Here is an 18,983-nt window from a genome sequence, read left to right on the forward strand (position 1 = left end):
CCGTCGGGCACGGGGGGAACAGGTGATGGAGCACGAACAGCACCGGCCGTACTTCTTCTTCAGCTACGCGCGTCGGGACTACGAGGCCGAGGACGCCTTCGTCAACCAGTTCTTCAACGACCTGCGGGACGAGCTCGGCCGGCTGGTCGGCACGGGCGTGCGCATCGAGGAGCTGGCCTACCGGGACACCGAGCGGCTGCGGCTGGGCGACGACTGGGCGGAGAAGCTGGCGACGATGCTCGGCCGCAGCCGGACCATGGTCGCGCTCTACTCCCCGGCCTACTTCGCCAGCCTCTACTGCGGCAAGGAGTGGACCGCCTTCCGCGGCCGGGTCCGGCGCCACCACGAGGACACCGGGGAGCTCATCCCGGCGCTCGTCCCGGTGCTCTGGGAGCCCGTCGAGCCGGGCGGCCTGGCCGACGAGGTGAACAAGATCCAGTGGGCCCAGCCGGACATGGGCGAGGCCTACGCCCGGTACGGCCTGCGGGCCCTGCTGCGCACCGCGCAGAGCGGGGCGTACGAGCAGGTCGTCCGGGTGGTCGCGGAGCGGGTCCGGGACGCGGCCGCGCGCCGGCTCGGCGTGCTGCCCGAGTTCGACCTCGGCGCCGTGCGCGGCTACTTCCCGCCCCCGGCGGCGCCGCCGGTGGCCTCCAGCCCCGGGATGGTGCGGCTGTTCATCGCGGCCGGCCGGGCCCCGGAGGCGGCCGCGGGCGACTCCCGCGCGGGCGGCTGGTACGGCGCCAAGCCGTGGCACTGGGCGCCGTACCACCCGCCCGTCCAGCCGTCCCTGGCGGCCCGCGCCCAGCAGGTGATCACCGGCGCCGGGCACACCACCACGCTGGAGGAGGTCGACACCGCGCTCGCCGAGAAGCTCGACCAGGCCCGCGAGGACAGCCAGGTGAGCATCCTGCTGGTGGACCCGTGGGTGGCTGGCGGCGAGCGCTACCGCTCCGCGCTGCGCGCGTACGACGAGCAGAACCACCCGGTCACCGGCGTGATGGTGCCCGCCGGCAGCGACGACCCGGCCGACGGGCCGGAGCGCGACGCGCTCTGGGCGGGCGTGCGCGACGTCTTCCGGCGCAACTGGCTGCGCCGGAGCGACCTGGAGCACTTGTTCCGGGTCAAAGTGAGCCGGGAGAGCTTCGACAGCGACCTCACCATCATGGTGACGGTCGCTCAGAACAAGCTCATGGACGACAACCTGGATTGGGGGGACGATGGCGGCGGCGCCTTCGGCTTCGGTCCGGGCGGCGGCCCGGACACCGGTCCGGACACCGGTCCGGCGATGCCCGGACTGGCCATCCCGGCCGGACCGCCGGGGCCCCGCCAGGGGCCCGTACGCACCGACCGGGGCCTCCCGGGTTCCACGGACCTGCCGCACCAGAGCCGGGGCAAGGACACCGCCGCCCCGCTGAGGGGGGAGAAGCACGATGACCACTGAGCCCGGCGCGGAGCCGGAGCGCGGCGGACCGGGATCGGTCGTCACGTTCTACTCCTTCAAGGGCGGCACCGGCCGCACCATGGCGCTCGCCAACGTCGGCTGGATCCTCGCCAGCCGCGGCCTGCGCGTCCTGGTCGTCGACTGGGACCTGGAGGCGCCCGGCCTCCACCGGTACTACCACCCGCTGCTGGTCGACCCGGAACTGCACTCCACCGACGGCCTGATCGACCTGCTGCGCTCCTACGTCAAGCAGGCGCTGCCCTCCGCCACCGGGCCGGTCGGGCAGTCCCCGGCCGACTGGCTGGACGAGCCCGGGCGCCTGGACGGCTACGTCTGCGGCCTCGCCCTCGACCTGCCGCCCGGCGGCCGGCTCGACTTCCTGCCCGCCGGCCGGCAGAACGCCGCCTACGGCGCGGCCGTCACCAGCTTCAACTGGCGCAGCTTCTACTACGGCCGGGACATCCGCGGCGGCGAGTTCCTGCGCGAGCTGCGCGAACGCTGGGCCCGCGGCTACGACTACGTGCTCATCGACAGTCGCACCGGCGTCAGCGACACCTCCGGCATCTGCACCGTCCTGATGCCCGACACCGTGGTGGACTGCTTCACCTTCAGCGTCCAGAACATCCGCGGCGGCGTCGACGCCGCCCGCGCCATCGCCGAGGCCGAGGAGCGGGCGATCCGGGTCCTGCCGGTGCCGATGCGGGTCGAGGACGCCGAGCAGGAGCGCCTGGAGGCCGGCCGCGACTACGCCCGCGAGGCCTTCGCCCCCTACCTCGGCCGCTGGCTGGCCGGCGACCGCCGGGCCGCCTACTGGGCCGACGTCGAGGTGCCGTACAAGCCCTTCTACGCCTACGAGGAGGTGCCCGCCACCGTCGCCGACCGGCCGCAGGAGGCCCGCAGCCTGCTCAACGCCTTCGAACGGCTGGCGGGTTGGATCACCGACGGCCGGGTCCGCACCCTGCGCCCGCTCACCGCCGAGGCCCGCCGCCGGCTGTACGGCGCCTACCTGCGCTCCGCCCGCGCGGTGCCGCGCCAGGTGTTCGTCAGCTACGCGCCCGAGGACCGGATGTGGGCCGAGTGGGCCGCTGGGACGCTCACCCGCTTCGGCTATCAGACCTCCCTGCACAGCGCCGCCGAACCGTACTCCGGCTCCCGGCCGCCCGAGGTCGCCGGGCCGGTCGACGGCCAGGGCCGGCTGCTCGCGCTGCTCTCGCCCGAGTACACCGCGCTGCCCCGGGCCGCCGAGGTCTGGCAGCTCCTCCAGGGGCGCGAACTGGCGTCCGGCTCACCGGCGTTGGTCGCCTTCCGGCTCCAGGACTCGGACGAGCCGGTGCCCCGCCCGTTCGCCGGGCAGCCCGCGCCCGACCTGGTCCGCTCCTCCGCGGTCGGCGCCGAGTCCCAGCTCTACGCCGAACTCGGCCCGCCGCCCGGCAGCAGCCGCCAGTCCGACACCGACAGCGGGGAGTTCGCCGCCCCGGCGCGGTTCCCCGGCACCGCCCCGCAGGTCCAGGACGCGCCCTCGCGCAACGCCGCCTTCATCGGCCGCGGCAAGCTCCTGGAACTGCTCCGCAACCGCTTCACCGGCGGGCCCGCCGCCGTGCTCAGCCAGGTGCTCTACGGCTTCGGCGGCGCCGGCAAGTCCCAGATCGCCGCCGAGTACGCGCACCGCTTCAAGGCCGCCTACGACGTGGTCTGGTGGGTGCCCGCCGAGGAGCCCGCCAACATCCCGCAGAAGCTCGCCGAACTCGCGCCCCGGCTCGGCGTGCCCACCAGCGACGACGTCGCCCACACCGCCGCCACCGTGCTCGACGCGCTGCGCCGCGGCCAGCCGTACCGCCGCTGGCTGCTCGTCTTCGACAACGCCGGAACCCCCGAGGAGCTCGCCCCCTGGCAGCCGGCCGGCTCCTCCGGCGGGCACGTGCTGATCACCTCCCGCAACCAGGGCTGGGCCCGGCACGCCGGCCTGGTGGAGGTCGACGTCTTCCTCCGCGAGGAGAGCGTCCGGCTGCTGCGCCGCTTCAACGGCGGCCTCTCCTCCGAGGACGCCGACCAGGTCGCGCACCGCCTCGGCGACCTCCCGCTCGCCGTCGGCCAGGCCGCCGTCTGGCTCCAGGAGACGTCGATGCCGATCGCCACCTACCTCGAACTGCTCGACGAAGAGCTCACCGAGATGCTGGAACGCACCCGGCTGCGCGCCGCCGACTACCCGCACTCGGCCGCGGCGACCTGGCGCATCTCGGTCGAGGAACTGCGCCGGATGAACGCCCCGGCCGCCCAGATCCTGGAGATCTGCGCCTTCTTCGGCCCGGACGCCATCCCGATGCGGCTGCTCTACAGCCGGGCCGTCACCCGCGCCTTGCGGCTGCCCCCGCGCGCGCCCCGCGACAAGCTCGCGATCGGCGAGTTCCTGCGCGCCATCAACCGGTTCGGGCTCGCCCGCACCGACCAGGGCAGCGAGACCATCACCGTGCACCGGCTCGTCCAGGCCGTGCTGCGGGACCAGGTCGAGGAGGACCGGCGGGCCGAACTGCGCGGCGTCGTCCACGCCGCGCTCGCCACCGCCAACCCCGGCGACCCGGACGTGCCCGCGAACTGGGCCGAGTACGCCGAACTCCTGCCCCACCTCTGGCCGTCCGGGGCGCTCGACAGCGCCGACGAGGACGTCCGGCAGTGGATCATCGACTCGGTCCGCTACCAGTGGAAGCGCAGCCTGCACGAGTCCGGCCGGGAACTGGCCGAGCGCACCCTGGAGCACTGGCGCCAGGACGGCTACGGCGGGCCCGACTTCGACGTCGACAACGACGCCCAGACGCTCATGCTGCGCACCCAGCTGAGCAACATCCGCCGCTCCCAGGGCGCCCTCCAGGAGGCGTACGAGATGGACCGGGACATCCTGGACCGCTTCACCGCGACCCTGGGCCCGGAGCACTCCCACACCCTCGCCGTCGCCAACAGCCTCGGCGCCGACCTGCGCTTCCTCGGCCGCTACGACGAGGCCCGGGCGCTCGACCGCCGCACCCTGGACGCCGCCCGGCGCACCCTCGGCCCGGACCACCCGCGCACCCTGATGATCACCAACAACCTCGCCGTCTCCGACTACCTGGCCGGCGACCGCCGGGCCGCCCTGGAACGGCACCGCAGCAACTACCTCCAGCAGCGCGACGCGCTCGGCGCGCACAGCCTCTACGCGCTCTCCTCCGCCTCCAACTACGCCCGCGACCTGCGCGAGACCGGGCGGCTGCGGGAGGCCCTGGACCTGCTGGAGGAGACCGTCCGGATCTACCAGCAGACCATCGGCGACGGCCACACCGACACCCTGCGCGCCCGCAAGAACCTCGCCGTGGCGCTGCGCCGGGCCGGCCGGTACCACGAGGCCCTGGAGATCGACGAGGACATCTACCAGCGCTACCTGGACATCAACGGCGCCGAGCACCCCGACACCCTGGCCGCCGCCACCAACCTGGCCAGCGACCTCAACGCGCTCGGCGACACCGGCCGGGCGATCCCGCTGGCCGAGCGGGCGCTGCTGCGGTACCGCGACTACCTGGGCGAGGACCACCCGGTGACGCTGGCCGGCGCCAACAACCTCTCGGTGTACCTGCGGCTGGCGGGGCGCGCGGCGGAGGCGCGCGAGCTCTCCGGCCGTACGCTGGCGCAGTTCCGCCGCGTCCTCGGCGCCCACCACCTCTACATCCCGATCGCGATGATGAACCACGCCAACGACCTGTCGCTGGCCGGGGAGCTCCAGGCCGCGCTCGAACTGGAGCTGGAGGCCGAGCCGTTGATGACCGCCGCCCTCGGCCAGGACCACTACGACTCCATCGGCATCAACTCCAACCTCGCGCTGTCGCTGGCCGCCCTCGGGTACGCCGAGCGGGCCGCGGAGCTGCGGTCGGACTGCATCCGGCGGGCCCGGGTCACCCTGGGGGAGGAGCACCCGACGACGATCGCGGTGCGGGCCGGCACGCGGCTGGACTCCGACGTGGAGCCGCCGCACGTGTGACGGACCGTCAGGTGCGGTGGTCCGCGCTCCGGGGCCGGTGGCCTAGGCTCACGGGCATGGTGCCGTTCCGGCAGTTCCTGCTGAAGATCCACAGTCGGTGCAACCTGGCCTGCGACTACTGCTACGTGTACGAGGGCGCGGACCAGAGCTGGCGCGGGCGGCCGCGGCGGATGGAGCTCGCGACCGTCCGCCGCACCGCCCGGCGGATCGACGAGCACGCGGCCGAGCACGGGCTGGACGAGGTGTCCGTGGTGCTGCACGGCGGCGAGCCGCTGCTCGTCGGCGCGGCCCATCTGGACGCGCTGCTCGGCGAGTTGGCGGCCGTCCGGCCCCGGGTGCGGTTCACCGTCCAGACCAACGGGCTGCGGCTGCTGGACGAACCGGCACTGCTCGACGTGCTGCACCGCCACCGGGTCGCCGTCGGGGTCTCGCTGGACGGCACCCCGGCCGGCCACGACCGGCACCGCCGGCTGCCCTCCGGCGCGGGCAGCTGGGCGCGCACCGCCGAGGCGGTGCGGCTGCTCGGCTCGGACCGGCACCGGGAGCTGTTCGCCGGCCTGCTGTGCGTCGTCGACCTGGCCTCCGACCCGGTCGCCACCTACGAGGCGCTGCTGGAGTTCGCGCCGCCCCGGCTCGACCTGCTGCTGCCGCACGGGACCTGGCGGGAGCCGCCGCCGGGCGCCCCGCCCCGGACGGTGCCGCACGCGCCGCCGACGGGCACGGAGCCCGCGCCGTACGGGGAGTGGCTGATCGCCGCCTTCGACCGCTGGTACGGCGCGCCGCGCCGGGAGACCGGGGTGCGGCTGTTCGAGGAGCTGGCGGTGCTGCTGCTCGGCGGGCGGGCCGCCAGCGAGGCGGTCGGGCTGGCGCCCGTCGACCTGGTGGTGGTCGAGACGGACGGGGCGATCGAGCAGGCGGACAGCCTCAAGGTGGCCTACGACGGCGCCCCGGGGACCGGTCTGGACGTGTGGCGGCACGGCTTCGCCCGGGCGGGCGCGCACCCGGCCTTCCGGGCCCGCCAGCGCGGCCTCGCGGGCCTCGGGCCGGTCTGCGCCGGCTGCCCGCTGGCCCGGGTCTGCGGCGGGGGGCTGTACGCCCACCGGTACGCGGCGGGCGGCTTCGGGCAGCCGTCGGTGTACTGCGCGGACCTGGACCGGCTGATCCGGCACATGGCGGGGCGGCTGCGGGCGGGGGTGGCGGAGCTGGCGGGGGCGCCCGGGCAGGCGGCGGTCGGGTCGGTGGGTCGGGAGCGTCGAGGGGCCCCTCGGCTCACCCGTCCGGGTCATGCCCGGCCGCCGTCCGGCTGATCCGCCCCGGCGCGGGGAGACCGCGCGCGGGCGCGGCGGGTTGGGCGATGGGCCGGCCGACCGGGCCGGAGGCCGTACGCACGAGGAGGAACGGTGGCGGGGACGGACGAGGTGGTGGCGGCCGGGGTGCCGGTCGCGCGCGGGGCGGACGGGCTGCCCCGGCACGGGGTGGACCGGGCGACGTTCCGGGCGGTCGCGGGCGCGCGCGGCGGGCCGGAGGCCGTCCGACTGCTGCGCGCCGGGCAGTTGAGCAAGCGGGCGCTGCTGCTGCTGGCGCTGCGCCGGGCGGTGCCGGGGCACGACGGCTACCGGGAGGCGTACGCCCGGGTGCGGGCGCTGCAGCGGAGCGACCGGGCGCGCTGGGAAGAGGTGCTGCTGCGGCCCGAGTTGGACGCCTGGGCGGCCGACTGCCTGCGCGGCGCGGCGGCGGGGGAGGACGTCCCGCTCGGCGGGCTGGGCGAGTTCCTCCGCCCGGCCCCGGGCCCGGCCCTCGCGCTGGAGTGCGACGGGCTGCACTGGGCGCCGTCGCTCGACCACGCCGGTCCGCGCCGGGTGGACTACGGGCGCCCGCCGGCCGGTCCGCTGAGCGGTACGGAACTCGCTCTCTGGGAGCGGCGGTTGGCCGAGGCCTGGGAGATCCTGGTGCGCCGCCACCGCCCCCACGCACGGGCCGTCGCGGCCTGCGTGGCCACCGTCGTGCCGCTGCGGCCCGCCCCCGGCGGGGAGGCGGTCAGCGCCGCCGCCCGGCGGGCGTACGGCGCGGTGGCGGCCTCGCTGCCGGACGATCCGGTGCTGCTGGCGCTGGCCCTGGTGCACGAGTTCCTGCACGTCCAACTCGGTGCCCTGCTGGACCTGGTGCCGCTGCACCGCCCCAACGGCCCGGCCGCCTACCACGCCCCCTGGCGGCCCGACCCGCGCCCGGCCGGGGCGCTGCTCCAGGGGGCGTACGCGCACCTGGGGGTGGCGGACTTCTGGCGGGCGGAGGCGGCTGCGGGGGCGGGCGACGTCGCACGTGCGCGGGGGGAGTCCGTCCGCTGGCGGACACACACCCTGAGCGCCGGGGAGACGCTCCTGAGCTGCGGCGAACTGACGGCGGCGGGGCTGGAGTTCACCGGGGAGCTGGTGCGGGCCGTCCGGGCGCTCGGCGGGCCGGGGGAATGAATCCGGCTTGCCGGATGCTTGGCCCGGCGGGGCGATTGTTCCGGTGCTTCCCGGGGCACTCCCGGGGTGTGACCAGGGGCTGGTCCGTGTGGTTGTTCGGGCACGGGCCACGGCGACGCGCTTCGGCGCGCGCCACGGCGAAGTGCGCGACCGCTGAACGGGTGAATTCTGGGGGCCCAAAGCGCTGTCGTACGACGTCGGCAGCCCGGGGAGCCCAACGTGAGTCCGCAAGGTGCCGCGCGGAGTCTTCGCGGGCACTACATTGGTCGCAACCGGGTGGGCTTACCCACCCTCGGCAGGTCCTAACCGCGCCTAAGGAAACGAATATGACTCCGGTAACCAGCACCAGGCCGGCCGGCAAGCTCACTGACCCTCAGGAGACGCCGGAACGCCCCTCGCTCGCCGACCTCGCCGCACTCGGCGCGGAAGAGCTCGCCTCCCGGCTCCAGCGCGCGCTCCCCGGCGCGGACTCCGGCCTCGTGCCGGTCGCAGCCTTCAACTCCTCGATCTGACCCGGCCCGGAACTCCCGGCGGAGCCCAGGCCGAGCAGACCGAGCCGATCGAAGCGAACCGGACAGTTCCATGACGACGTCGATTCCGCTGCCGTTGACACAGTTCGTGGTCAAGATGCACAGCAGGTGCGATCTGGCCTGCGACCACTGCTACGTCTACGAACACGCGGACAGCAGCTGGCGGTCCCGGCCGAAGGTCATCGCGGACGGGATCCTGGCCAAGGCCGCCGAGCGCATCGGCGAGCACGCGGCCGCCCACCGGCTGCCCGCCGTCCGGGTCGTCCTGCACGGGGGAGAACCCCTGCTCGCCGGCCCGGACCGCTTGCGCCGCGCTGCCGAGGCGCTCCGGGCGGCACTCCCGCCCGGCTGCGCCCTCGACCTGCGCATCCACACCAACGGTGTGCTGCTGAACCGGGACTTCTGCGCGCTGTTCGCGGAGCAGGAGATCAAGGTCGGCATCTCGCTGGACGGCGACAAGGCCGCCAACGACCGCCACCGGCGGTTCGCCGACGGACGCAGCAGCCACCCGCAGGTGCTGCGGGCCGTCGCGCTGCTGAACGAACCCGGGTACCGGCACCTGTTCGCCGGACTGCTGTGCACGATGGACGTCCGGAACGACCCGGTGGCCGTGTACCGGGCGCTGGCCGAACTCCGGCCGCCCGCCGTGGACTTCCTGCTCCCGCACGCCACCTGGGACGAGCCGCCCGGGCGCCCCGCCGAGCTGGGTGCCACCCCGTACGCCGACTGGCTGCTGACCGTCCACAAGCTGTGGGACGCGGACGGGCGGCCGTTCGCCGTACGGACCTTCGAGTCCGTGCACCGGACCCTGAGGGGGTTCTCCAGCCTCACCGAGTCGCTCGGACTGGAGCCCTCCGACCTGGCCGTCCTGGAGACGGACGGGACCTTCGAGCAGGCCGACAGTCTGAAGACCGCGTACGACGGCGCGCCCGCCACCGGGATGAACGTTTTCGCGCACAGCCTCGACGACCTCGCCCGCCACCCCGGCATCGCCGCCCGGCAGTCCGGCCTGGCCGGACTGAGCGAGGCCTGCCGCGCCTGCTCCGTGGTCCGCTCCTGCGGTGGCGGGCTGTACGCCCACCGCTATCGGAGCGACGATGGGGGAGGCAGCTTCGACCATCCCTCCGTCTACTGCGGTGATCTCATGACGTTCATCAAGGGCATTGCGGGGAGCGGGAGTTCCGGCGACGGTGTGCCCGCGCAGCCGGCCGGGGCGCCCGGTGTGCCCGGTGGGCCCGGTGGGCCATCGCCGGAGGCCGAACCGCTGCTGCCCGGCGCGCTCGCCCCGTCGCAACTCGACGAACTAGCGCGCGGATACGGGAGCGCGGAGACCGTCGCCGCGCTCGGCCGCTCCCAACTCGCCCTCACCCGGGCGATGCTGGCCGCCGCCTGGGACGCCTCCGGACAGGGGCGGGCCGAAGCGTGGACCCTGCTGGCCGAGCTCGACACGGCGGCCCCCGCCGCCGTGGACGCCGTCCTCGCCCACCCGTACGCCCGCGCCTGGGCGGCCCGCCGCCTCGCCGGGGACCTCCAGGCCGGACTCGGCCCGCTGGCCGCGCTCGCCGCGGCGGCCGCCGTGCGGGCCGGCCGGGGCGACGCGGTGGCCGTGCCCGTACGCGGCGGCTGGCTGCACCTGCCGACGCTCGGCCGGATCGCCGTACCCGACGGCGAGGCCGTGGTCACCGGGCGGGCGGGCGGCCTCGCGGTCCGGGCGTCCGACGGCACGGTGCGCACCGAACTGGACGAACCGCTGCGGTGGGTCCGGCTGGCCGGCGGCTGGACGGTCGCCCTGGAGGACGCCGACCCGCTGCGCGACTGCCACGACCACCCCGTCGCGGCCCACCTCTCCGAGAGCGAACTGCTCGACTGGACGGGCGCGTTGCGCGAAGCCTGGGAGCTGCTCGGGCGCGACCTGCCCGGGTACGCGGAAGGCATCCGGGCCGGCCTGACGACGGTCACCCCGTTGCGGCCGGGCCCGACCGGCCGGGACGTCAGCTCGGCGGCCCGGCAGGCGTACGGCGCCGTCGGCATCGCCCGGCCCGCCACCGCGCCGACCCTCGCCCTGCTGCTCGCGCACGAGTTCCAGCACGTCAAACTCGGCGCGGTACTGGACCTGACCGACCTGTACGACCGCGCCGACCCCACCCTGTACTTCGCCCCCTGGCGGCCCGACCCCCGGCCGCTCGAAGGGCTGCTCCAGGGCACGTACGCCCACCTGGCCGTCACCGAGTACTGGGGCACCCGCACCCTCGCGTACGACGGACTGCCGGGCACGGCCGCCGACCGGGCGCGGGAGCAGTTCGCGCTCTGGCGGCGGTACACCGCCGAGGCCGTGGAGCGGCTGGCGACCTCCGGAGCCCTGACCGGGACCGGCTTGCGCTTCGCCGACGGCATGCGTGCCACCGTGGCACCCTGGCTCGACCTGTCGCTGCCCGCCGCCGCCGAGCAGGCGGCCGACCGGGTACGGCGGGAACGGGCCGGGGTCTGACCTCCCACCCGCGCCGCCCCGGGACCTCCCCCGCCCGGGGCCCTCACCCCCCGGGAGACGCCATCCTCACCGAACCCCGCGCCGGCGGCGGCGTCGCCGTCGCCTCCCCCGTCCACCCCCTCGTCCGCGACCTCGCCGACCTCGGGGTCCGTCCCGGCACGGTGCTGCACGTCCAGGCATCGCTGCGCTCCCTCGGACCGGTGCCCGGCGGAGCGGCCGGGGTGGTCGAGGCCCTGCTCGACGCCCTGGGCCCCGACGGCACCCTCGTCGCCTACACCGCCACGCCCGAGAACTCCGCCACCTCCCGCATCCACCAGTCCGCCACCGCCGGTCTCTCCCCGGCGGAGGTGGCCGACTACCAGGCCCGGATGCCCCGCTTCGACCCGGCCACCACCCCGGCCTCGCCCTCCATGGGGGCGCTGTCGGAAGCCGTCCGCTCCTGGCCGGGCGCCCTGCGCAGCCGGCACCCGCAGACCTCCTGGGCCGCCGTGGGCCGACTCGCCCACGAGGTCACCGCCCACCACCCGCTCACCTCCCACCTCGGCCCGGAGTCGCCGCTCGGACGGCTCTACGACCTGGACGCCCGGGTGCTGATGCTCGGCGTCCCGATGGACCGCTTCACCGCCTTCCACCTCGCCGACCTGCGCATGCCCGACGTGACCGTCCGCGAGTACCGCTGCGTCGGCGTGGACGGCTGGACCACCTTCCGGGCCCCCGACCTGGACGACCTCCACTTCGGCCGCCTCGGCGCCGAGGTCCTGCGCACCGCCCGCGGCGTCACCACGGCCCGCATCGGCACCGCCGACTGCCGGCTGGTGCCGGTGCGGGAGGCCGTCGACCTGGCCGAGGCCGTCCTGCGGCGCGGGCGCCTCTGAAACCCGCTCCTTGTTCCCACCGCTGACAAGAGACCCCGCCGTTTCCCACCCCCCGCCCCCACACCCACCCCTCCGCCCCACCCCGCCCCCTTGGCCGCTTCGGCTCCGTCGAAGCGGCGACGCGGCTCCAACCTCATTGCGTGCGTAGGAAGTCGGCCCCGCCGACTTCCTACGCACGCTGTCCTCCCGATCGGTTTGGCGGCTCCTGGGCCCCACGGCTGCGAGCAAGGTGCCCCTATTCGTCAGTGTGACGCAAACGGGTTGGAAGCCGCTTGCCCAGCCTGCGGCGTCTGACATGCTGATGGTCCGTCGAGAGGGGTCGCAGCGATGCAGTGGAAGATCCACGGGGAACGTCCGATCTACGAGAACCCTTGGGTGAACCTGTGGTTGGCCGACGTCGAGCAGCCTGACGGGCGCCGCTGGGAGTACCACGTGGTCAAGCTGCGGCACCTGGCCGTGGCCGCCATCGTGAACAGCGAGAAGCAGGTCCTCATGATGTGGCGGCACCGCTTCATCACCGAAACCTGGGCCTGGGAACTCCCGATGGGCCTGGTCGAGCCGGATGAGACTCCGGCGGAGGCTGCGGCCCGTGAAGCACTGGAGGAGACCGGCTGGAAGGTCTCGGACGTGAAGCCGCTGATCTACGCGCAGCCGGCGAACGGGATCACCGACTCGGAGCACTTCGTCTTCCGGGCCGCCGCCGCGGAGTACGTGGGACCGCCGACCGAGCGCAACGAGTCCGACCGGATCGAGTGGATTCCCCTGTCCGATCTGCGCGGCATGATCAACCGTCGCGAGATCGTCAGCAGTGGCACGCTCGTGGGCGTGCTCCACCTGCTGCTGGACGAGGCTGGCCTTTGATCAGCCGGCCGCACTGGTGATCCGGTCGGCCAACGTCGCTACTGAGGCATTGGCCCGGTAGGGCCTGAGCAGGTGGCGGAACTCCTGGAGGTGGGCGACCACTCGGGGGGACTCGATCACTGCCGCGAGATCGGCGGCTTCCGTGGCGGTCGCGCACGCCAACTCGACCTGCCGCCCCTGAAACCCGCTCCTTGTTCCCACCGCTGACAAGTGATCCGGCCGTTTCCCACCCCCCCGCCCCCACGCCCACCCCTCCGCTGCGGAAGCCCGCGTTCTACTCGTAGTGCCCTGCGCCGACAGCCATCGCGTTGGCCAGTGCAGGCCTGCGAGTGATCCATTCCGTGTCACCGGTCTCCACCGAGCGCCGTACGGCTTCGATGATCTCCTCATCGACGTCCACGGGTTGGGCCAGGTGCGCGCGCATGTAGTGCTTGAAGAGCGCCGGGAGCTGGTCCGGCCGGGTCACGGTCCTGGCCCGGAGGGAGAAGAGCGGCAGGAACCACGATTCGAAGCCCGCCCTGAGCGCTCGCGTGGATCGGTACGCCTCGTACAGCGGTTGGAGACTCGCCATGTGGTCGTACGGGAGGTGGCCGTGGAGGGTGTACCGGAGGCGGGTGCCGTCGTGTTGGCGGAAGTGCCGGCCGTGGGCGGCGATGTGGTTGGCGGCATTCTGAGTGATGGTCATGACGGCAACCTCTGCCCGGTGCCTTCGGGCTGCGGCGAGGACGGTGGTGTGGACGCCGACCCGTGGGTCGAGGACCAGGCCGTCGAGGCCGAGGGGCGAGAGGTCGATGCCGTGGTCGCGGGTTCGGGAGAGGACCAGCCGCTCCGGGAGGTTGGCGGCGGTGTGCAGGAGGTGCCTGGGCTGCTGGCGGTGGTTGGCGTGGATGTCCGAGCGGTCGAGGACGGGGCGGTCCTTGGCGGGTTCGGCGACGAGCTGGAGACCGGTGCGGTTCAGGGTGTCGGTGCCGCCGCAGGCCTTGCAGGGGTGGCTGCCGCTGCCGGTCATGTGTCCGCAGGTGCGGCAGACGGGGACGGTCTCGGGGCTGATGGTCAGGGTGCCCGCGCGAAGGTTCGTCTCGATCATCTCCAGTGCGAGGGCGGCGACTTCGGCGTCGGCATCGGTCGTGATCCCGCCGGACGGGGATCGACCGTGGCTGTACTTGGCCTCGATCAGGTCGGCTTCGAACCGCTGACGGGGGATCCTCGGCCCGGCGGCTTCGCGGTGCCGGAGGTCTCCGGCGAGGGTGACGGTGTTCCACAGGTGGGGCGCGGGCGGCGAGCCGAGGATGGCGTTGAGGGCGGCGGCCAGGTGGATGCCCACGGCCTTGCCGGGGCGGGTGTCGAAGGTGAAAGGGCCGTTCTGGACGGGCCCGTTGAGGAACAGGTGCCGCACAGGTGCCTCCTAGATCGGCGGGGTGGTGGTGCCCGTCCGGGTGAACCGGCCGCCCCGTAGTGCGTAGTGGAGGATCGCGGCGTTGGGCAGCTTGCCCTTTCGCTCCTCGGCGAGGATCTCGGGCAGCGTGCGGGCTTCGAGCAGGGAACGGAGCGCCACCACGGTGGTCTGGTGGGTGAAGGCGATGACGGTGCGTGGTTCCTGAAGATCGGCCTGGGCGAGGGCGGCGAACTCGGCGGCGCGGTCGAGTACACCCGCGGCGAGCGACTCCCCTCCGCCCGGCGCGGTCCAGACGTGTTTGCGCAGGCGGCGGTCCTCGGCGAGTTCGGGATAGCTGTCGTAGAGCTCGCGCTTGGTCATGTAGGTGGCGTCGCCGTAGTGCTGTTCGTCCAGGAGCGCGGTCTGCCGAGGCCACCCGTCGGGGAGGCCGGGCAGGGCGATCGCGGCGGTGTCGACCGCCCTGCGGTAGGTCGAGGTGTAGACGTGCGGTTCCGGGCCGGCGATCTGCGGTAGGACGCCGGCCAGCCACTGGGCCTGGCGGAAGCCGCGCGGGGTCAGGCCGACGACGGTGCGGGAGATGGTGTGTGCGGCGGCTCCGCTGTACGGGCGGGGGTCCTGGTAGAAGCCGCGGTACTTGTCGGCGTTCTCGACGGACTCGGCGTGCCGGATGACGAGCAGAGTCACGGTGCGGGTCCTATCCGGCGAGGTTGGCGACGTAGGAGCCGTTGACGGTCCAGGGGGTGAGTTCGATGCCGAAGCCGCTGTGATCGCCGTCCTGGGTGTGGACGAGCTTGCCGGACAGGTGCACGGTGTCGCCGGACCGGAAGGCACCGGTGTAGGCGCCGAGGTACGAGCGCATGTGGGTGATCCGGCGGGCGAAGGAGTCGGGCTCGTCGATGGTCGAGCTGAGGATGGTCCTGACCTTGATCCCGTAGACGGCCGGGGTGGTGAGGCCCTCGGTGTGGTCGGTGATCTTCGCGAGGAGGGAGATCTCGCCGATCTCCTTGGAGGACAAGCGGGCGAAGGTCCGGTCGTGGTCGGAGCGGAGGGGCTCGCAGTTGACGTGCGCGCCGGTCCCCGCGGTGAGCCCTTGGAGCTTGCGGCGTTCCTGCCTGATGAGCGTGTCGAAGGAACTGCCCTCCAGGTACTTGGCCCGGCGGAGGTACAGCCTGGTCAGGTCCTCTCCGTCGTACGGCCGGATCAGGTCGGTCCGCTGGAACAGTTCCTGGGCGGCCTGGTAGCCCTCCGGTCCGTAGCAGACGAGGTCGATGTCCGAGCGTTCGTTGAAGCAGCCGACGAGGAAGGAGCCCGTGACGCCGAGCAGACCCCGGGCGTCGGTCGAGGTGATCCACTCGGTGATCGCCAGGAGGTCCTTGCCCGCCGGATTGTCGGCGACCGCGCCGGGCGCCTCGTGGATGGCGGCGAGGGCTTGGCGGCAGGGGTAGTGGACGGCCACGTCCTCGCGGGGGATGCCGGTGATGACGCAGCCGAGGGTGTCGGAGTAGACGTAGCACTCGGGCCGGCCGGCCAGGATGCCGAAGGACTTCGACACCACGCTGTTCTGCCGGTAGGTCCGGCCGAGGAGCCGGCGGTCGCCCTTCTCGTCGGGGTGGTACTTGACGTAACCGAGGTAGTGGCTGCCCGGGTGGCTGTCGCCGATGACCTTGAAGACGACCCCGTGGTGGTCCATCAGGTAGTCGCGGTCACGGACGGAGGGCAACGGACTACCGGTGTTCGGCGGTGAACCGTTCGAAGGTGGGGAAGGTGCCGGTGTCGATCGTGCCGGACGACTCATACTGATCGAGTCCCATCGTGAACAGGGCGCGGCGGTACTGCCACTTGGTGTGCTTGTCGTGCCGCGTGGGGTCGGCGGGTCGCATGAGCGCGAGGAAGAAGAAGCACTTGACGAGCAGGAAGTCGCCCAGGTGCTCGCTCACCCGCCGGCCGATCAGGGACGCGGTGGTCCCGTCGAGTGCGGAGATGTAGGCGGCGCGCTGTTCCGCGGTGATCGAGTAACCCTTGCCGCCGCCCTTGAAGGCCACGATGTCGAGCGCGGGGTAGACGTCGTAGCCGAGCGGGACCGGGCCGTGGTGCTGCCAGTCGATGACACCGGCGGGGAGGATGTTGGGCAGGCCGTAGTCCAAGTGCCCGTGCACCACGGGAAGTCGGGCCAGCCGGTCGAGGGCGCGGTCGACCGCGTCATGGATTCGCGGGGTGTCGAAGTCCGGGTTCTCCGTGAAGACTTCGGTCGCGAAGGCAGCCTTCTCGAACCATGGCGTCGCGGGCAGCGGATGCCGTGCCTGGGCCTGGAGGAGCTTCGAGGCGACGGCAGCCGCAGTGTTGATGACGTCGTCGCCGACTTGCCCGTCCCGGTTGGCGTGTGCCAGTGCCTGTTCGTGTAGGGAGGCCTCGCCGATGGCCCGCTCGACGACGAAGTAGCCTCCGTCTTCGGACCCACTGCCGACGATCTCCGGGACGGGGTAGCCGAGATGGGCGGCCAGCCGCTGGAACTCGGTCTCCGCCCGCAGTTCCTCGCCTCCAGTCCGCTTGTAGAACAATCCGTCGGACGATCTCCAGACCGCCCCATCAGCGGCGGTCCTGTTCTTCACGAAATCCCAGTCGTTCATCGATCCGTCCTTCCGCTACGCAGGGGCGGTGTAGCGCGAACATCAAGCTAGACGTGAGGGAGAGGCGCGACAACGGCATTCCCGTCAGCGAATAAAGATCACCGGCGATATGCCGTCGACCACTCGCCGAGCTGAGCCCTTGCCTCGTCGTCGTAGAGGGCAGACTCTTCGAACATGGCGAAGATCTCACGGTAGTGCCGGATGTCCCGGGGATCCCGAAAGACGATACGGCCGGTGAAGGACTCCGCGGTGGCGAGGCGGTCGTCATACAGCGTGAACGTGTTCATCGGGCCGCGAGTGAGAAGCGCCCCGTGTGGGATCACGCCGATTCGCACCGTCGGCAAATGGCTCAGTGATGCGAGGCGGTCGATCTGTATGGCCATCGCCTGAGGAGGAACCAGGCCCCACGTCACCGCCTGCTCCGTGAGCAGGAACGTGAATGACTTCGAGGTGTCGTAGAGCACCGACTGGCGCTCCAGCTTCCGGCCCATGACGAGCGTCTTGTCACCGGGGGAGTGGCTCAGGCTGGCCCGGATGTAGTCGGGTGTGGCGAGGAGCCCCGTGATCATGGCGGGCAGGAAGTACCGCAGCTCGGTCGCATCCGCCTCCAACGACGCCAGCTCCGCCTGGCGCTTCTCGATTCCCCGTCTCCATGAAGCCCGCTTGTCCTGCCACTCGGTGTTCGCCAACCGAGTCAGCGATGAGATCTCCTGGACCAGCTCGGCCGGCGCTCCGAGCGCTCTCAGAATCCGTTCGACGTCAACGAGGCTTGGTGTGACTCTTCCGGTCTCGATCTTGCTGATCTTGCTTTGGGATATGCCGCAACGCACCGAAAGCCGGTCTCCTGTGAGACCGGCTTCCAGGCGGAGCCTTCTGAGCGTCTCGGCCAGATGCGTCTTCGATCGGCCGAGCTGATCCGGGTCGAGCGTCACGCGGTCCTTTTCAGGTACTCGGGAAAAGGAACAGAGTGAGCCAGGGCGAGCTCTTTCCACTCCTGGTACTGGCGCATATCGCCGGTGACCAGTTCACGGTTGATCTGGGTGCCGTCAGGTCGGAAGTTCAGGTGGACCGCCGAGGAACCGTCGAACAACCACCAGTCCTGGTCGGGGATCCCGAGATCCCGCTCGGTGACGTCCAGGACCCGGATGTCCTCCCCCGCGCCGATGTTGCCGGGGATGCCCCAGGCGAACTGGTACCGCTGGTAGTCCGTGAGGGGCTGGCGCACCACCCGGACGCGGCCGATCGTCCGCCCGGAGGAGACGAAGCCGTGCACCCGCCGGTGCCACGCCGCGTTGTGCTCGGTCGGCTTCGGCTCCCCGCGCAGGAAACGCGCGAGGTTTTCGGCCTCCTTGGGCATGGTGTAGGCGGGCTGGGCCTCGAACCGGAAGGCATCGTGCTGGTAGCCGTCGAAGTGGGCGCGCCACTGGTCACCATCCAAGAGCACGGACGGCCTCCTCCAGGACGTGCCGAGGGATCTCGACGGCGGACTCCCCGGCGGGCACCTTCAGGGCCGTGAAGTGGTCGCCTTGGAACACGAAGGTCTCTCGATCGGTGGCGTAGACGTTGGGGCAGTCGTCATCGTCACAGTTCGGCCCGTTGAACACTCCGGTGAGGCGCGTCAGTTGCGGGTTCTCAGCCATGGTGACCCCTCTGGGTCGAGTCCCTCCCGACCCATCAGCGACGCTAGGGCCGCCGATGGCGCATGTCCACGCAGCATCGGGCATATTCCTGATCCGGAATAAGAATCTTGCTCGACCAGCGTCCATCCGCGCCCGGCTGGCGCCGAGGAACCGTGGCTCTCGGCGGCCTCTTGCGGGGAGTAAGAGGCCGCCGAGCAGGACCCGCTTCAGGGATTGGTGGTGAAGTGGTCGAATTTGCCGGCCTTGGTGCTGTGGAGCCAGGCTGCGAGCTTGGTGGGCGTGGTGGTGACGATGGTGGTGGGGTCATCGGACTCGCGGAGGTAGATCAGCTCACTGTCGGAGGCGATCTCAAGGCAGTTGGTGGTGGTGCCGCTGAAGCTCGACTTCTGCCAGTTGAGCTGTTCCATGTCTACCTTCCCGGCGCTGTGTGACGGATGGCTGGAGCAAGTCCGGTACAGCCTCTGCCGTGCGTGCGCTGCTGCTGCCGCGACGGCCCGTGTCCCAGGATGCCTGGGGCGCGGGCCGAGAGGTTGCTCTCTGCGCAGGAAGTCGGCCCGGTGACTCTGCTGGCGAAGTATTCGATCTAGGTCAGGCTCAGGCCGTTGTTGCGATGCCGTGTTGGGTGCAGAGTGTGTGGATGCGGGTGGGGCGGCG

Annotated in this window: 16 protein-coding genes; 8 read left to right on the plus strand and 8 right to left on the minus strand. The window is 72.5% G+C overall.

What is annotated here, in order from left to right; translation table 11 throughout:
- Positions 1-25 precede the first annotated feature (25 nt).
- From ACWDCZ_RS13680 to ACWDCZ_RS13715, 8 genes are all read left to right on the plus strand, one after another.
- A complete protein-coding gene (locus ACWDCZ_RS13680; protein WP_449816018.1) occupies positions 26-1,441 on the plus strand; it encodes a TIR-like protein FxsC in 1,416 nt (471 codons plus the stop codon).
- The gene (fxsT, locus tag ACWDCZ_RS13685) at positions 1,431-5,444 is read left to right on the plus strand and encodes an FxSxx-COOH system tetratricopeptide repeat protein (protein ID WP_387830825.1); all 4,014 of its coding nucleotides are present in this window, start codon (positions 1,431-1,433) and stop codon (positions 5,442-5,444) included. Before ACWDCZ_RS13680 ends, fxsT begins: the two co-directional genes overlap by 11 nt.
- 56 nt (positions 5,445-5,500) lie before the next feature.
- Complete coding sequence (locus ACWDCZ_RS13690; protein WP_449816019.1) at positions 5,501-6,751, plus strand: FxsB family cyclophane-forming radical SAM/SPASM peptide maturase; 1,251 nt, start codon at positions 5,501-5,503, stop codon at positions 6,749-6,751.
- 93 nt (positions 6,752-6,844) lie between these two features.
- Positions 6,845-7,912 carry an aKG-HExxH-type peptide beta-hydroxylase gene (locus ACWDCZ_RS13695; protein ID WP_449816020.1) on the plus strand — a complete coding sequence of 356 codons (1,068 nt, stop codon included), beginning with the start codon at positions 6,845-6,847 and terminating at the stop codon, positions 7,910-7,912.
- A gap of 326 nt (positions 7,913-8,238) precedes the next feature.
- The gene (locus ACWDCZ_RS13700; RefSeq protein WP_049660424.1) at positions 8,239-8,424 is read left to right on the plus strand and encodes a hypothetical protein; all 186 of its coding nucleotides are present in this window, start codon (positions 8,239-8,241) and stop codon (positions 8,422-8,424) included.
- A 70-nt stretch (positions 8,425-8,494) separates the two neighbouring features.
- Positions 8,495-10,930, plus strand: coding sequence for an FxsB family cyclophane-forming radical SAM/SPASM peptide maturase (locus ACWDCZ_RS13705; RefSeq protein ID WP_449816021.1), 2,436 nt, complete (start codon positions 8,495-8,497; stop codon positions 10,928-10,930).
- Between the two features lie 161 nt (positions 10,931-11,091).
- Positions 11,092-11,805 carry an aminoglycoside N(3)-acetyltransferase gene (locus ACWDCZ_RS13710; protein WP_449816022.1) on the plus strand — a complete coding sequence of 238 codons (714 nt, stop codon included), beginning with the start codon at positions 11,092-11,094 and terminating at the stop codon, positions 11,803-11,805.
- A 327-nt stretch (positions 11,806-12,132) separates the two neighbouring features.
- Positions 12,133-12,666, plus strand: coding sequence for an NUDIX domain-containing protein (locus tag ACWDCZ_RS13715; RefSeq protein WP_449816023.1), 534 nt, complete (start codon positions 12,133-12,135; stop codon positions 12,664-12,666).
- A gap of 274 nt (positions 12,667-12,940) precedes the next feature.
- On the opposite strand, the gene ACWDCZ_RS13720 is transcribed toward ACWDCZ_RS13715, so the two are convergent.
- From ACWDCZ_RS13720 to ACWDCZ_RS13755, 8 genes are all read right to left on the minus strand, one after another.
- Positions 12,941-14,062: a hypothetical protein gene (locus tag ACWDCZ_RS13720; protein WP_449816024.1), complete on the minus strand. Its 1,122-nt coding sequence runs from the start codon at positions 14,060-14,062 to the stop codon at positions 12,941-12,943.
- Positions 14,063-14,071: 9 nt separating this feature from the next.
- Entirely contained in the window at positions 14,072-14,746 is a 675-nt protein-coding gene (locus ACWDCZ_RS13725) for a histidine phosphatase family protein (protein ID WP_449816025.1), read from the minus strand.
- A 10-nt stretch (positions 14,747-14,756) separates the two neighbouring features.
- The gene (locus ACWDCZ_RS13730; protein WP_387972694.1) at positions 14,757-15,782 is read right to left on the minus strand and encodes a hypothetical protein; all 1,026 of its coding nucleotides are present in this window, start codon (positions 15,780-15,782) and stop codon (positions 14,757-14,759) included.
- A 4-nt stretch (positions 15,783-15,786) separates the two neighbouring features.
- The gene (locus tag ACWDCZ_RS13735; protein WP_449816026.1) at positions 15,787-16,689 is read right to left on the minus strand and encodes a phosphotransferase; all 903 of its coding nucleotides are present in this window, start codon (positions 16,687-16,689) and stop codon (positions 15,787-15,789) included.
- A gap of 98 nt (positions 16,690-16,787) precedes the next feature.
- A complete protein-coding gene (locus ACWDCZ_RS13740) occupies positions 16,788-17,621 on the minus strand; it encodes a helix-turn-helix domain-containing protein (protein ID WP_449816027.1) in 834 nt (277 codons plus the stop codon).
- Positions 17,618-18,133 carry a DUF6879 family protein gene (locus ACWDCZ_RS13745; RefSeq protein WP_449816028.1) on the minus strand — a complete coding sequence of 172 codons (516 nt, stop codon included), beginning with the start codon at positions 18,131-18,133 and terminating at the stop codon, positions 17,618-17,620. Before ACWDCZ_RS13745 ends, ACWDCZ_RS13740 begins: the two co-directional genes overlap by 4 nt.
- Entirely contained in the window at positions 18,117-18,329 is a 213-nt protein-coding gene (locus ACWDCZ_RS13750; RefSeq protein ID WP_449816029.1) for a hypothetical protein, read from the minus strand. The genes ACWDCZ_RS13745 and ACWDCZ_RS13750 overlap by 17 nt, the downstream gene beginning before the upstream one ends.
- Before the next feature lie 206 nt (positions 18,330-18,535).
- Positions 18,536-18,736 (minus strand): DUF397 domain-containing protein, encoded by a 201-nt coding sequence (locus ACWDCZ_RS13755; RefSeq protein ID WP_449816030.1) that lies wholly within the window; start codon positions 18,734-18,736, stop codon positions 18,536-18,538.
- Positions 18,737-18,983: the final 247 nt, after the last annotated feature.

The organism is Kitasatospora sp. NPDC001225 (genome assembly GCF_053597855.1).